A 13,830-nucleotide genomic window follows, 5' to 3' on the forward strand; every position below is an offset into this window, starting at 1 on the left:
CATATCCTTATCTGATGGTAATATCTGTGTAGTAGAAGTTCAAAATCTCCTGAAAGCTGTAGCCCAGTTCCGCCATGGCCTTGGCCCCGTACTGGCTCATGCCTACGTTGTGTCCGTTTCCGGTGCCGGTGATAACGAAGGTCCCGTTGGAATTTCCCCCGCCGGAGGGCTGGCGGACCTCGGCGGAAACCGTCACGCTGCCGGAGGACGTCATGGCTGAGGCAGAGTTTCCCCACAGCGTGCTCACTGTTCCGCCACTGGAAATCACGGAAACGCCGTCCAAAGAGGAAAGCTGCCCGGTGCCGTTGACGGAGAGGCCTCCGGTTCCGCCCCTCCGGCCGTTGATGTCGAAACGCATGCTGCTGACGGATTTTTGATAGGTGCTGCTGTAAAAGATCATCCGGCAGTCGTCGCCGGTGAAGGTCTTCGTCCCGGCGGTTCCCACAAAGGTCACCTGCTTCACGTTCCCCAGGGGGGTGTACTCCGAGACATAGACATCCTGGACCGTGCCCACCGAATGGCCCTTTTGATCCAGAATCCAGCTCAGCTCCCCGGCGGTATAGGTGACGGAATAGCTGTTGTTGGGAACGGAGGTCTGGGCCTCGTAGGGGTCGGCCTTCCCTTTCAAATACCCGGTCTCCGTGCCCCAGACGTTGGCCCCGTCCTCCGTAGCCCCGCCGTCGGAGGAGTGGTAGACCGCGTCCTGCACCAAGGTTCCGTTGTAGTAGATGCAAAGCCCCGCGGTGTTTTCCACCGCCCTGTCACTGGTCTCCGAGGGGCCCGCCCCGCCGCTGCCGTGGCCGTTGTAGACCTGGCAGTCCACGCCGCCGCACACGTCGAAGCCATACTCCCGCAAGTGCTTGCTGTGTCCCTGGACAAAGGTCCGGGCGCAGACGGCCTGGGCCTCCAGAGCCTCCAGGGGCCAGTCCCCCGGCATCTCATAGGGAACCACGCCTTTTACATAGTCCTCCAGGTCCACTACATTGATGACCCTCAGGCTTCCCGCACTCTCCGGGACATACTCAAAGCCTCCGGCATACCGGCAGCCCTTGAACCAGGTAATCGTTCCAAAGGGGCGGACGCCCAGCAGATGGTCTCGATCAAAGTGCTCATAGAGGACCTCCGAGGTGCCGGTCCGGGTCACGGTAACGGCGGAGCCTCCGGAGGGGCTCATGGTGATAGTGGTTACATCCGTCTGTCCCAGGGCCACGAACCTCCGGTCCCCGTCATAATAGCCGAACTCATAACCCGCCCCCTCTGCGTTCTCCAGGTTTGCGGAGGCCAGGGCAGAGCTGCCGTAGCGCAGCCCCACCTTTACCACGCCGTTGGTCACGGCGGAAGCGGACGGCGCGCTGAGGAGAAAAAATGTCACAACGAAAAAGAGGGGCAGCAGCTTATTTTTCATGGAACCTCCCAATGTTCCCCGGCTTGACGCGCCGGGAAAATCATGATACCATTACGTACAGAAAACATTTGTCCACATGTCAGGAACAATTGTTGTCACATGCCCATATTATAATACAAGACCGCGTTGAATTCAACCAGGAAATCCGAGAGCGTACAAGCACCAGCGCGGCGGGAGGAGCATACTATGAAACAGTACAAGGCCGGCGTGATCGGCTGCACCGGCATGGTGGGCCAGCGCTTTGTCACCCTTTTGGAAAACCATCCCTGGTTCCAGCTGACGGCGGTGGCCGCCAGCGCCCGCAGCGCCGGAAAAACCTACGAGGAGGCCGCGGCCCCCCGCTGGGCCATGACCTGCCCCATGCCGGAGGAGGCCAAGAACCTGGTCATTCTGGACGCTGAAGCCGACGCGGAGAAACTGGCGTCCCAGGTGGACTTCTGCTTCTGCGCCGTGGACATGAAAAAGGAAGACATCCGGGCTCTGGAGGAGAAATACGCCAAGCTGGAGTGCCCCATTGTCTCTAACAACTCCGCCCACCGCTGGACGGACGACGTACCCATGGTGGTACCGGAGCTGAACGCGGAGCACATTGAGGTCATCGAGGCCCAGCGCAGGCGCCTGGGCACCAAACGGGGGTTCATCGCCGTGAAAAGCAACTGCTCCCTCCAGAGCTATGTCCCGGCCCTGCATCCCCTGCTGAAATACGGTGTGGAAAAGGCCCTGGTTTGTACGTATCAGGCCATCTCCGGCGCGGGGAAAACCTTTGAGCGCTGGCCGGAGATGGTGGACAACTGCATCCCCTACATCGGCGGCGAGGAGGAAAAGAGCGAACAGGAGCCTCTGAAACTCTGGGGCAAGGTGGAAGACGGCAAAATCGTCAAGGCTCAGGGCCCCGCCATCACCGCTCAGTGCTTCCGGGTGGCCTGCCAGGACGGTCACATGGCGGCGGTATTTGTAAAATTCCGAGAGGGCAAAAAACCCTCCATCGAGCAGATTAAGGCCGACTGGGCCGCCTTCCGGGGCCCCGCCCAGGAGCTGAGCCTTCCCTCCGCCCCCAAGCAGTTCCTCCACTACTTCGAAGAGCCGGACCGCCCCCAGACCCGGCTGGACCGGAACCTGGAAAACGGCATGGCCGTCTCCCTGGGCCGTCTGCGGGAGGATACCCAATATGACTATAAGTTTGTGGGCCTGAGCCACAATACCCTCCGGGGCGCGGCGGGCGGCGCGGTACTCCTGGCCGAACTGCTGTGCGCAAAGGGCTATATTGAGGCGAAATAAGTCCGTTTTTACCAAGGAAGAGGCTTGCCGCAGACGCGCGGCGAGCCTTTTTCTATACAAAGAAAGGAGTTTTATCTGTGAAGCATCCTATCTTTACAGGCTCTGCGGTTGCAATTGTCACGCCGTTCAAGGACGGCGGCGTGGACTTTGAGACCTTGGGGGAGCTGCTGGACTTCCAGCTGGAGAACGGGACGGACGCCGTGGTCGTCTGCGGTACCACCGGCGAGGCCAGCGCCATGACCTACCAGGAGCGGTCGGAGGCCGTCGCCTTCTGCGTCCGGCATGTGGGAGGCCGGGTTCCGGTCATTGCCGGGTCCGGGTCCAACTCTACGGAAAACGCCGTCACCCTCTCCCGGGAGGCGGAGCGCCGGGGGGCCGACGCCCTGCTGGTGGTGACGCCCTACTACAACAAAGCCACCCAGGCGGGGCTGCTCCGGCATTATCGGACCATCGCGGACGCGGTTTCCCTGCCCATCATCCTGTACAACGTCCCCTCCCGCACCGGGGTCAGCGTTGCCCCGGAAACTTACGCCGCCTTGGCGGAACACCCCAACATCGCGGGAGTCAAAGAGGCGTCGGGAAATCTGGGGAACATCCAGCGGACCCGGGCCCTCTGCCCAAAGGACTTCACCATTTGGTCCGGCAACGATGACGAAACCGTCCCTATCTGCGCCCTGGGGGGCAAGGGGGTTATCTCCGTGGCGGCGAATATCCTCCCGGCGGAAATGCACCGGCTGACTCAGCTGTGCCTGAAAAACGACTTCGCCGCCGCCGGGGAATTGCAGGTGCATTTAAAGGACTTCTGCGACGCCATGTTCTGCGAGGTGAACCCCATCCCGGTAAAGACCGCCCTTTCTCTGCTGGGCTGGCGGGTCGGAGCGCTCCGCTCTCCCATGTGCCCGCCTGTGCCCGAAAATCTGGAACGCATAAAAACCGCGTTGTCCCAGTATGGGCTTGCGGTGTAAAGGAGAAATGCCGTCCAGGGATTCTTGGGCGGCAGTCTCTTATTCTACTGGTCCCCCGTATTCTTTCTGAAATTGTTTCAGCGCTTGTTCCAGTGCGGTGACATCGCTGTAGTCCACATTGCCCAAGTCGATTTCTCCCCAAAGCGTGTTCACCAGCTCCTGGCCCTGGTCCAGATACCCGTGGACCTCCCGCAAGAAGGCGGCGATCTTCGGATTGTCAAAGCTCTCATGGACCGGACTGCCGAAGTTGATGTCGAACTCCATATGGTTTTCCCGGAAAATCACCGGCTCCCCCGCGCTGTCCAGAGAGAAGATCCGATACTGGTAGGAACCGAATCCCTGGCCCATGCTGGGAACATACTGGAGCAGGTAGTCCTGCCCGTCCAATTGAAGGGCGTAAAAGCTGTTTTCACCCACATGATGCGCCGAAGCGGTATCCTGCCAGAGAACCTCCTTTCCGTCCAGGACCCGCAGCTCCAAGTATTCCGGCGCTTCTCCACCGGGAAACAGGAGCGTCTCCAGCTCCACCGTCTCCGGTTGTCCGTCGTGGGTAAAATCCCAGCTTCCCAGGGTTTCCAGGGTCCTCTCCCGGGACTCCCCGGTCACACCGTCTGGTTTCACCCAAACATCGCACTGATAGAAGCTCTGCTCTCCAGCGTCTCCGCCCCAGCCAATGGTCAAATCCAGGCTGTTCTCGGATTTCCACTCTCCCCATGGCTCGTTGTACGGCAAAAACGTATACTCCGGGATAGAGCTTCCGTCCGGCAGGGCAACGTCCCAGCTGGTCCAGTTCTCCGTCTCAAGAATAGTGATACAGCACCACGTCCGGGCGCTCCGGGCCAGGGCGGCAAAGCCCCCCTCCGGGGACCAAAGGATGGACTGCTCCAGCCAGCCATGATCCTGCCACAGCACCTTCCCCGTCTCCCGGTCTATGATTTGCAGATGCTCCGGGGGTTGTATGCCGCTGACATACTCACCGCTGGCCCCCTCGGCCCTGGCCTCAAAGCGTCCATCCGGCGAAAGAGGCTCCCCTCCTACCTGGGCAACCGGCGCAGCCGCAATCAGAGCCTCATATTCGTCCACCTCCTCCGGCGGCGTTTCCGACATCTTCGCCTGCCCGCAAGCCGCCAGCAGCAGCACCAGCGCCAAAACGCCCAGCAGTCTTTTCATGCTCCCCGCTCCTTTATAATAATATTGTATCAGCAGTATACGTCCCGCCCGCTCCGCTGTAATCTCAAAACGGTAACATTTTTTTACAACCCGTTACGGAAAATTTTGTTTTGGGTATTGACAATTCCCCTCCGCATGCATATAATAACAGTTGCGTTCCAAAGACAGCAGGTGGGCTTTGCCTGTAAATCCTGCCGAGGGCGGCAAATGTGTATTTGCTATGCGTCCTTGTGTCTTCGCGGACACAGGGGCGTTCCTTTTTTTAGAACGCGCATTCCCATTCCTATGGAGGTGAAAACAACCATGCCTAACGCGAAAGTCTTATCCGAGAAGCAGGCCATCGTCGCCGAACTGACCGAGAAGATCCAGAAGGCCACCGCGGGCGTCATTGTCGACTATAAGGGAATCACCGTCGAAGAGGATACCGCCCTGCGCCGGGAGTGCCGTGAGAACGCGGTGGATTACGCCGTTATCAAAAATACGCTGCTCCGCTTCGCTTTCAACAACACCGGCCTGAGCGATCTGGACGATCTGCTCAACGGCACCACTTCCCTGGCGCTGTGCGATGATCCCGTGGCTCCCGCCCGGGTCATGAACAACTACGCCGAGAAACTGAAGGACAAGTTCGAGATCAAGGGCGGCTTTATGGACGGCAAGCCCGTGGACCTGGCCACCATCAAGTCCCTGGCCTCCATCCCCGCTCTGCCCGTCCTCCAGGCCCAGGTCCTGGGCACCATGCTGGCCCCCATCACCGGCCTGGCCGTGGTCCTGAAGCAGATTGCCGAGAAGCAGGGCGCGCCCGCCGAAGAAGCCCCCGCCGCCGAGTAAGCGGCCTCCCATCCTTTCATAAAAATTTACTATCAGGAGGTTCCATACAATGTCTGAGAAAGTTACCGCCATGATCGAAGAGATCAAGGGCCTGACCGTTCTGGAGCTCAGTGAGCTCGTCCACGCCCTGGAGGAGGAGTTCGGCGTTTCCGCCGCCGCCATGGCCGCTCCCGCCGCCGGTGGCGCTGCTCCCGCCGCTGAAGAGAAGACCGAGTTCGACGTGGTCCTGACCGGCTTCGACGCCGCCGCCAAGATCAAGGTCATCAAGGTTGTCCGCGAGATCACCGGCCAGGGCCTGGCCGAGGCCAAGGCCACCGTGGAAGGCGCTCCCGCCACCATCAAGGAAGGCGCTTCCAAGGACGACGCCGAGGCTCTCAAGAAGCAGATCGAGGAAGCCGGCGGCAAGGTCGAGCTGAAGTAATTCCGCTTATCCGCACATTCAAAAGAGGCCGTGGCAGTCCGCCATGGCCTCTTTTTCCCTTCCCGCCGGGTCCGGCGGCATCACCAGCGGCCCAGGCCGCGGAAAGAGGGCTCCCATGCGCATCATGGCCATCGACTACGGCGACGCCCACACCGGCATCGCCATCTCCGACCCCACCGGATTCCTGACGGGCTTTACTACTACCATCACCGCCTACCGGCCGGAAACGGTGGCGGAGCAAATCACCGCCCTGGCCCGAGAGCACGGCGCGGAGGAACTGGTGCTGGGCCATCCCCGGAACATGGACGGCACCCGGGGCCCCCGGGCCGAGAAGGCGGAGGCCCTGGCGGAGCTGCTCCGGGAGGTCTCCGGCCTGCCGGTGGTCCTCTGGGACGAACGCAGGACCACCATTGACGCCCACCAGATTCTCTTCAACGCCGGAAAAAACGGCAGACAGCGGAAGAAGACTGTAGACGCCGTAGCGGCGTCCCTAATCTTGGAGGGCTATCTGACCTATAAAAAAAGCGCCGGTCGATAAAGACATCGACCGGCTGCTTTATTATCTGAACGATGATTAAAATACGCCTTGCGCCATCATGGCGTCGGCCACTCTCTGGAAGCCCGCGATGTTGGCGCCTGCCACCAGGTTGTAGCCAAGGCCGTACATTTCCGCGGCCTCCACGCTCATGCTGTAAATCGTGTCCATGATCTGGTGGAGCTGCTTGTCGACCTCTTCCTCGGTCCACACCAGCCGCTCGCTGTTCTGGGCCATCTCCAGGGCGGAGGTGGCCACGCCGCCCGCGTTGACCGCCTTAGAAGGAGCCACAATCACACCGGGCTGCTCCATCAGGAATTTCAGCGCGTCGTTGGTGGTGGGCATGTTCGCCACTTCGATATAGTATTTCACTCCGTTGGCGGCAATTTGCTTCGCCTGTTCCATGTGCACATCGTTCTGCATGGCGGAGGGCATTACCACGTCCACCTTCACGCCCCAGGGCTTCTCCCCCGCGTGGAACTCCACGCCGAACTTGTCCGCGTAGTCCTTCACCACGTTCCGCCCGCTGTTCCGCATCTCCACCAGATAGGCGATCTTCTCCGCCGTGGCCACGCCGTCGGGATCGTACACATACCCGTCGGGACCGGACAAGGTGACGACCTTGGCCCCCAGCTCCGTGGCCTTCTTGCAGATGCCCCAGGTCACGTTGCCGAAGCCCGCACAGGCAATGGTCTTGCCCTTTAGTTCCTCGCCCTCGTGCTTGAGGACATTCTCCAAGTAGTACACCGCGCCAAAGCCCGTGGCCTCGGGACGAATGAGGGAGCCGCCGTAGCTGAAGCCCTTGCCGGTCAGCACGCCGTTCTCAAACGCGCCCTTCAGGCGGCGGTATTCGCCGTACAGGTAGCCGATTTCCTTGGCCCCCACGCCCATGTCTCCGGCGGGCACGTCCACATCGGGCCCGATGTAGCGGTACAGGGCCTGCATGAAGCTCTGGCAAAAACGCATGATCTCCGCGTCGGATTTCCCGGCGGGGTCGAAATCGCTGCCGCCCTTGCCGCCGCCGATGGGCAGGCCGGTGAGGCTGTTCTTGAAGACCTGCTCAAAGCCCAGGAACTTGATGATGCCGGGGTACACGTTCTTCTGGAACCGCAGGCCGCCCTTGTAGGGGCCGATGGCCCCGTTGAACTGGCAGCGGTAGCCGATGTTGGTGTGCCAGGTGCCGTCGTCCGCCATCCAGCAGACCCGGAAGGTGAACATCCGCTCCGGCTCCACCATGCGAGTCAGCAGGTCGGCCTTTTCATATTCAGGGTGCTTCTCGATGACGGGCTCCAAAGAGGACAAAACCTCCTCCACCGTCTGGACAAACTCCGGCTCGTTGGCGTGCCGGGTCTTTACATGCTCGATGACACTGGAAAGATAGGCGTTCATATAAACATCCTCCTCTAAAACATAAGGTATCCGCAAATCCCCCCTAGGGGTGTTGCTTTTAGTGTAACATTTACGGCGAAAATAAACAAGGGCCCAATCCAAAATCCGGAGAAATTTTTTTCCGATAATTCAAAAAATGCCGGAAAACCTTTGTACATAATGTCCATAAACTCCGCCCGTGCCGGGAAAGGGACGCAGGACGCTTGATTTTCCCGGGAAAGCTTCTATAATAGCGGTGAAGGCCCGTCCGGGCCTTCGGCTCTTCCGCCTGATTCCTAAAAATCCGGAAACCCTTGTGCCGCAGCGGCCGCAACCAACGGTTGACAAAGTTCCACCCGCCGCGTTCTTGCTTTTTTCGGTAAAGCGGGCTAGCATAAGGCCAACTCAAGAGAAAGCGAGAGGATTCCATGAAGACATTTTCTGAAAAACTGCTGGAGCTCCGCCGCCGGGAAGGCTTATCCCAGGAGCAGCTGGCGGACCGGCTGGGGGTGACCCGGCAGTCCGTCAGCAAATGGGAGAGCGGCGCGGCGGCGCCGGAGCTGTCCAAGCTCGTCGCCCTGTCGGAGCTGTTCTCCGTCAGCGTGGACTATCTGGTCAAGGACCGCTTGGAGAATCCCGAACGCCCCACGGAAGCTCCGCCTCCCTCCACGGCAAAGCTGGAAGAGCAGATAGAGGAAATTTCCCGGTTCTTCCGGGCCTGGACCTGGGAAAGCAAGGCCACGCTTTTTGGCCTTCCATTGATTTCCATTTGCTTGTCCTTCTATCCCCATATGCTGGGCAGTCGAAAAACTGCCCGGGGCATCATCGCTATTGGAAATATCGCCGTCGGCGTGGTGGCTCTGGGGGGCCTCAGCTTGGGTGTTTTCAGCATCGGCGCCTTCAGCATAGGAGCTGTCGCCCTGGGCGCTCTGGCCTTTGGGCTGGCGGCATTGGGGCCGGTGGCCGCCGGACTGCTGGCTTTCGGCCCGGTGGCGCTGGGCCTGTGGTACGCCGGGGGCGTGGCCGCCCTGGGCGGGAAGATCGCCGTGGGCGTGGCCGCCGTTGGGGAAACCGCCGTGGGTTACGACGCCGCCGGAAAGCACGTTCTCCTCTGGGGAAACGGCCTGACCCAGCCGGAGGTGGAGGCGTTCCTTCTGGAGCACCACCCCAGCCTCTGGAAACCGCTTTTGAAGCTGCTGGCCGTCTTCGGGGCGAACATCAAATGAGAATGACGCGCGGAGGTCAACCCTCCGCGCGTCATTTCTTTCCCAGGACCTCCCGGCGGACAAAATCGAAGGCCGCATCCTCCCCCTCATCCCGGAGGATTATCAAAATCTTTTCCAGCAGCGCCGCCGTACGGGGATGAAGCAGAAGCCGCCGCCCCTTCCCCCGCTCAAAGAACTTGTAGGGATGTCCGGTGTCAAAATTCTCCCCCTGGTAGACCTTGCTGGCGGCCAGCCGGTCGCAGAACATCTCCGCCACGTACTTGGGCGGCATCTCCACGCCGCCGATGCCGCTGCCGTCCATCTGGTAGTCGGTCCAATATTCAAAATGGTGCTTGTTCCGCCCCTTGTGGTGGAGCCAGGCAGCGCTGCACCCCTCCTCCCGCCTCTGCTGGTCGTTGGGGCTGTGGTCCCCCTGGAAGTACTTTACCCCCGGCCAGAACTCCACCGGGGAGTATTTGGAGAGGTCATGGGTCAGCCCCTGCCAGTAGAGCCCCAGCCGAAAGCAATGCTTCCGCACCAGGGCGCGGTGGCGGTTTACGGTCTTTAAGTGTTTCCAAAAGTCCATACTGCGTCCCCTCGGTCTGGTTGTTTTTATAAAGCCTACCGGTTTTCCTCAAACACAGCGGCGGAGGGATATTTGCTTTGACTTATCTCCGACTTTACTTGGATGACCCGTTCCAGATCCACGCCGTACAAATTGGCAATCGCAATGGCATAGTACATGACATCCCACACTTCTTCGTCAACCGTGCCGCTGATTTCTCCTTTGTCCGCCGCCCTGAGCCCTTTCCGCATCGCCCGGGACAACTCGCCCACTTCCTCCGACAGCTTCAAAAAGTAGTCTTTCAGCAATTCCGGCTTATAATCTTTTTTTCTGATATATTCCTGCAAATATCGAACCGAGATGTTTCCATCCATTCAGAGTCCCCTCTTCTGTGCGGTTTTCCGGCGTCCCCAAAGCCTGTTTTCTGTATTGTACCACATCCGGCGGAAAAAGACGAGGAAATTCTGCATGGAATCTCCGCCGGCGCAAACACTAATTTCCGTCAAAAGAAACGGGGGGGATGGGATGGACGCTGCGATTTTCGACTGCCCCATGGAATGGGTACGTTTTCTCCCGCCGGGAGTGTGCCCAATCCGGCGGGACAGGGAGCTGACAGAGCATATCTGGCCCCTGCTGGCTCTGACGCCGGAAGGCTGCCAGGCGCTGGCGGAAAACCAAGCCGATGACGGGAAAATCGCCTGCCGCCTCCTGCTGGCCCCCGGAGAACTCCAGGCTCTTCCTCCCCGCCTCCAGGCGGAGACGGTAATTTCCTACGGCCTCTCCCCTCGGGACAGCCTTACCCTTTCCAGCTTGAGATCGCCGGTGCTCTGCGTCCAGCGGGCCCTTCCCCGGCCGGATGGGCATATCATTGACGCGCAGGAATTCCCACTTTCGTCTCTCCCCGGCCCGGCGGAAGCAATACTTCCTCTTCTGGGGCTTCGCCTGTTGCAGATGCCACTGACAGAACCGCCTTTCTTATGGTAAATTTTCAGTAAAGAATGGAGGTACTGTCATGGCTTGGTATGGTTGGCTGTTGTTGCTGGCGGTTCTGGCAGTTCCGGCGATCATCTGCGGATTTCTTTACTCCGATAAGAGCGGAGCCACGCACTGCATCGGCTGCGGGGAATGCGTCCGAACCGGGGAATGCGTGCTTCTGAAAAACCAGAAGAAGTCCTTAGATAAAAAGCCTCAGGATTCACTTTAACGGTCCTAAAAGCGGACCGGAGAAAACTGCGCGCAAAAAGCACGCCGCGGAACATGTCCCGCGGCGTGTTCTTTTTTTCACCCCTCAGCCCTTGACGGACCCTGCGGTGACACCCTTAATGATGGATTTTGATAGGAAGATATAGACCACCAAAACCGGGAGAATTGCCAGGAGAATAAACATGTACACCTTGCCCAGGTCAAACTTGGAGTAGTCCGCCGCCCGGAGCTGGGCAATCATGATGGGCACCGTTTTCAGCTCCGCCCTGTCCAGCAGCAGGGCGGGCAGGAAGTAGTTGTTCCAGGACTCCACGAAGGAGAAAATCATCTGCACCGCCAAAGCCGGTTTCAGCATGGGCAGGATAATGCGGTTGAAGGTATAGAATTCCCCGGAGCCGTCCACCCGGGCGGCGTCGATAATTTCCATCGGAAGAGTGCTTTCCATATACTGCTTCATATAGAAAAACACGATGGGAGCGGCAATGCCGGGGAGAATCAGGGGCAAATAGCTGTTGGTCAAATGGAACTTGTAGCAAAGCTGCACAAAGCCCGCGGCGCAGACTTGTTTAGGAATGACCATCACCGCCATAATGAAGGTAAAGGCCGCCCGCTTCAGCCGGAATTCATAGGCGTGGAGACCGTACGCCGTCAGGGCGGAGAAATAAATGGTCAGCACGGAGGTGCAGAGGGCCACGACGAAGCTGTTCAGCATTCCCCGGGGGATGTTGATGGAGGCGTCGTTCCAGGAGTTCCTCAGGTTTGTCAGGAAATTTCCCTGGGGCAGAAAGCGGAAGCCGCCCTGCAGGTCCGCGTTGCTCCGGCTGGCGTTGACAATCAGCAGATAGAAGGAAAACAGGCACAGCGCGCTTAGGAAAATCAAAATCGCGTAAACCACGGCCCGGGTGGCTGTCAGCATGGCCCGAGCCCGGCGGCTCTCGGAGGTATTCCCGTGTTTCATCTCTTCCGCCTCCTCACTGCTCCCGCTGCCGGGTCAGGGACTTGAACACCAGGATGCTGAGCAGGGCGGTGAGGATGAAGACCACCACCGAAATGGCCCCGGCCATGCCGTAGTTTTTGCTGGTGCCCAGGTAGTTGTTCAGGTACATAATCAGCGTCGTGGACGTGCGGTTAGGCGTGCCCAAGCCGTTGGTGAGGACCTGGGGAACGTCGAACATCTGGAGGCCGCCGATCAGGGCCGTGATAATGGTGTAAACCAGAATGGGCATCAGCAGGGGCAGCGTCACCCGGAAGAAGGTCTGGAGGGAGCTGGCCCCGTCAATGGTGGACGCCTCGAAGAGGCTCTGGTCAATGCCCATGATGCCCGCCATCAGCAGAATCGTGGTGTTGCCGAACCACATCAGAAAATTCATCAGGCAGATCAAACCCCGGACGGTAAACTTGACGGCGAAAAAGTCAATCACATGGTCCGACCAGCCAGCTGCATCAAAAGCTGATTCACCGGGCCCACGTTGGAAAAGAGAGTGTAAAACAGCATGGAGAAGGCGGAGGCCATGATAAGATTGGGCAGATAGATGACCGCCTTAAAAAACGCCTGTCCTTTGATCCGCAGCCGGCAGCTGGTGAAGAAAATCGCCAGCAACAGGGCGGTGAGGATTTGAGGCACCGCGCCCCCCACCCAAAGGGCCACGGTGTTGCCCGCGTACTTCAAAATGTCCACACTGCCGCTGGAATCGGGCGTAAACAGGGTGGCGTAGTTTTTCAGCCCCACGAAGTTCGGCCCCACCTGGGTCAGGCCCTCCCGGTAGTTTTCGAAAAAGCTGTTGTAGACGGTCAGCACCTGGGGGGCCAGGTGAAAAACCGCGTAAGCGATAAAGAACGGCGCAATGAAGATATAACCCCACTTGGCATAGCTGACGCCCTTCCGGCGCAGCGGCTGCTTTCCCATGGCGGATTCCTCCTTCTATTGAAAATCAGCGGGGATATGGCCGGCCGGGGCAGGGCTTTCCCCTGCCCCGGCCGGCGATTTGTCCCGTTAAGGGGTTCTTATCCGATTTTACGGGGTAACGATGCTGGGATACTTCTCATTGACATATTTGTAGAAGTTGCTCATGGCCTCTTCCTCGGAAACGGTGCCCTTGCAGTACTCCCGCCAGTTGGACTGAAGGCCTTCATTGAGGAGTTGATCATAGATGGTCTGGTTCTCAAATTTGATGTTTCCGGCCATTTCGACAAACATGGCCGTGTCGTTCTGCCCGCCCAGGAAATCGTTTCCGAAGTTGGGGTCCTCGGCGAATTTGGCGTTGACAGCCTTGTTGTTGGAGAACTGGGCTTCCTTTTCCACCAGCAGGGAGCAGACTTCCTCGTCGTTGATGAAGGTGTTCATGACGTCCGCCAGCATGGTGGGGTTGTCGGAACCGGCGGCGGCCAGCAGCCAGGTGCCGCCCCAGAAGTGGGCCTGAGGACCCTGGCAGATGGCCCAGTCGCCGGAACAGCCCTTTTCCGCGTCCTGCGCGTTGCCCATGGAGAAGTTGAAGTACCACGCGGGGCCGAAGTAGCACATGGCCTTGCCGGAGGCGAACATCTGGGCGGTGCACTCGTCGGACCAAATGTCACAGTCCTGGGTGTAGCCCTTATCGGAGAAGTCTTTGGCCTGTTTCATCCACGTTTGGATATTCTCATCGATCTGGAGGTTGTTGTTCCCGTCTACCCAGGGAGCGGAGACATTGTTGGAAAACACCCGGTAGGTGGCGGCCTCCGAGGCGGTCATGAGGTAACCCTTGGCGGCGGCCTGTTCGGCCACGGCGTTGAACTTGTCCCAATCGGAGACGGCGGCCTGGACCTGGGCGGGATCGTCGGTGCCCAGCACGTCTTTGGCAATGGAGCGGCGGTAAATCATAGCGGCGGGGCAGCACTGGAAGGACACGCC

The 13,830-nt window shown here is 59.3% G+C and carries 15 protein-coding genes, 1 pseudogene and 1 other annotated feature; of the genes and pseudogenes, 8 read left to right on the forward strand and 8 right to left on the reverse strand.

Translation table 11 applies throughout. The features are described from left to right. Positions 1-7: 7 nt before the first annotated feature. Complete coding sequence (locus Q1M04_RS02580; RefSeq protein WP_297997922.1) at positions 8-1,405, reverse strand: SpoIID/LytB domain-containing protein; 1,398 nt, start codon at positions 1,403-1,405, stop codon at positions 8-10. Positions 1,406-1,591: 186 nt separating this feature from the next. On the opposite strand from Q1M04_RS02580, the gene asd reads away from it, so the two are divergent. Continuing rightward, entirely contained in the window at positions 1,592-2,683 is a 1,092-nt protein-coding gene (gene asd / locus Q1M04_RS02585; protein ID WP_297997924.1) for an aspartate-semialdehyde dehydrogenase, read from the forward strand. A gap of 77 nt (positions 2,684-2,760) precedes the next feature. Beyond that, on the forward strand, positions 2,761-3,648 hold the full coding sequence (gene dapA / locus Q1M04_RS02590; protein ID WP_297997927.1) for a 4-hydroxy-tetrahydrodipicolinate synthase: 888 nt from the start codon (positions 2,761-2,763) through the stop codon (positions 3,646-3,648). Positions 3,649-3,687: 39 nt separating this feature from the next. Here dapA and Q1M04_RS02595 read toward each other — a convergent pair whose 3' ends face one another. Further along, positions 3,688-4,818: a hypothetical protein gene (locus Q1M04_RS02595; protein WP_297997929.1), complete on the reverse strand. Its 1,131-nt coding sequence runs from the start codon at positions 4,816-4,818 to the stop codon at positions 3,688-3,690. Between the two features lie 140 nt (positions 4,819-4,958). After that, positions 4,959-5,086: a sequence feature (ribosomal protein L10 leader region), on the forward strand. A 35-nt stretch (positions 5,087-5,121) separates the two neighbouring features. Here Q1M04_RS02595 and rplJ point away from each other — a divergent pair. From rplJ to ruvX, 3 genes are all read left to right on the forward strand, one after another. After that, positions 5,122-5,646, forward strand: coding sequence for a 50S ribosomal protein L10 (gene rplJ / locus Q1M04_RS02600; protein ID WP_293280305.1), 525 nt, complete (start codon positions 5,122-5,124; stop codon positions 5,644-5,646). 49 nt (positions 5,647-5,695) lie between these two features. After that, complete coding sequence (gene rplL / locus Q1M04_RS02605; RefSeq protein ID WP_204789372.1) at positions 5,696-6,067, forward strand: 50S ribosomal protein L7/L12; 372 nt, start codon at positions 5,696-5,698, stop codon at positions 6,065-6,067. Between the two features lie 115 nt (positions 6,068-6,182). After that, positions 6,183-6,605, forward strand: coding sequence for a Holliday junction resolvase RuvX (gene ruvX / locus Q1M04_RS02610; protein ID WP_297997931.1), 423 nt, complete (start codon positions 6,183-6,185; stop codon positions 6,603-6,605). Positions 6,606-6,641: 36 nt separating this feature from the next. Here the strand turns inward: ruvX and gdhA are convergent, their stop codons facing one another. Further along, complete coding sequence (gdhA, locus tag Q1M04_RS02615; protein ID WP_204789370.1) at positions 6,642-7,991, reverse strand: NADP-specific glutamate dehydrogenase; 1,350 nt, start codon at positions 7,989-7,991, stop codon at positions 6,642-6,644. A gap of 407 nt (positions 7,992-8,398) precedes the next feature. On the opposite strand from gdhA, the gene Q1M04_RS02620 reads away from it, so the two are divergent. Next, positions 8,399-9,196 (forward strand): helix-turn-helix domain-containing protein, encoded by a 798-nt coding sequence (locus Q1M04_RS02620; protein ID WP_297997934.1) that lies wholly within the window; start codon positions 8,399-8,401, stop codon positions 9,194-9,196. 31 nt (positions 9,197-9,227) lie between these two features. Here the strand turns inward: Q1M04_RS02620 and Q1M04_RS02625 are convergent, their stop codons facing one another. Together Q1M04_RS02625 and Q1M04_RS02630 are read right to left on the reverse strand one after the other, a co-directional pair. Beyond that, positions 9,228-9,761 carry a DUF5662 family protein gene (locus Q1M04_RS02625; protein ID WP_297301843.1) on the reverse strand — a complete coding sequence of 178 codons (534 nt, stop codon included), beginning with the start codon at positions 9,759-9,761 and terminating at the stop codon, positions 9,228-9,230. A gap of 35 nt (positions 9,762-9,796) precedes the next feature. Beyond that, complete coding sequence (locus Q1M04_RS02630; protein WP_295737210.1) at positions 9,797-10,114, reverse strand: MazG nucleotide pyrophosphohydrolase domain-containing protein; 318 nt, start codon at positions 10,112-10,114, stop codon at positions 9,797-9,799. A 151-nt stretch (positions 10,115-10,265) separates the two neighbouring features. Here Q1M04_RS02630 and Q1M04_RS02635 point away from each other — a divergent pair, with 151 nt between their 5' ends. Next, positions 10,266-10,724 (forward strand): hypothetical protein, encoded by a 459-nt coding sequence (locus Q1M04_RS02635; protein ID WP_297997936.1) that lies wholly within the window; start codon positions 10,266-10,268, stop codon positions 10,722-10,724. A 28-nt stretch (positions 10,725-10,752) separates the two neighbouring features. After that, positions 10,753-10,944: a hypothetical protein gene (locus tag Q1M04_RS02640; RefSeq protein ID WP_297997938.1), complete on the forward strand. Its 192-nt coding sequence runs from the start codon at positions 10,753-10,755 to the stop codon at positions 10,942-10,944. 84 nt (positions 10,945-11,028) lie between these two features. On the opposite strand, the gene Q1M04_RS02645 is transcribed toward Q1M04_RS02640, so the two are convergent. From Q1M04_RS02645 to Q1M04_RS02655, 3 genes and pseudogenes are all read right to left on the reverse strand, one after another. Further along, positions 11,029-11,901: a carbohydrate ABC transporter permease gene (locus Q1M04_RS02645; protein WP_297997942.1), complete on the reverse strand. Its 873-nt coding sequence runs from the start codon at positions 11,899-11,901 to the stop codon at positions 11,029-11,031. A gap of 13 nt (positions 11,902-11,914) precedes the next feature. Next, positions 11,915-12,849, reverse strand: a pseudogene (locus Q1M04_RS02650) (sugar ABC transporter permease). Between the two features lie 108 nt (positions 12,850-12,957). Then, on the reverse strand, positions 12,958-13,563 hold the full coding sequence (locus tag Q1M04_RS02655) for a hypothetical protein (RefSeq protein ID WP_297997945.1): 606 nt from the start codon (positions 13,561-13,563) through the stop codon (positions 12,958-12,960). Between the last annotated feature and the right edge of the window lie 267 nt (positions 13,564-13,830).

The organism is uncultured Oscillibacter sp. (assembly GCF_950073225.1).
GTDB lineage: Bacteria > Bacillota > Clostridia > Oscillospirales > Oscillospiraceae > Oscillibacter.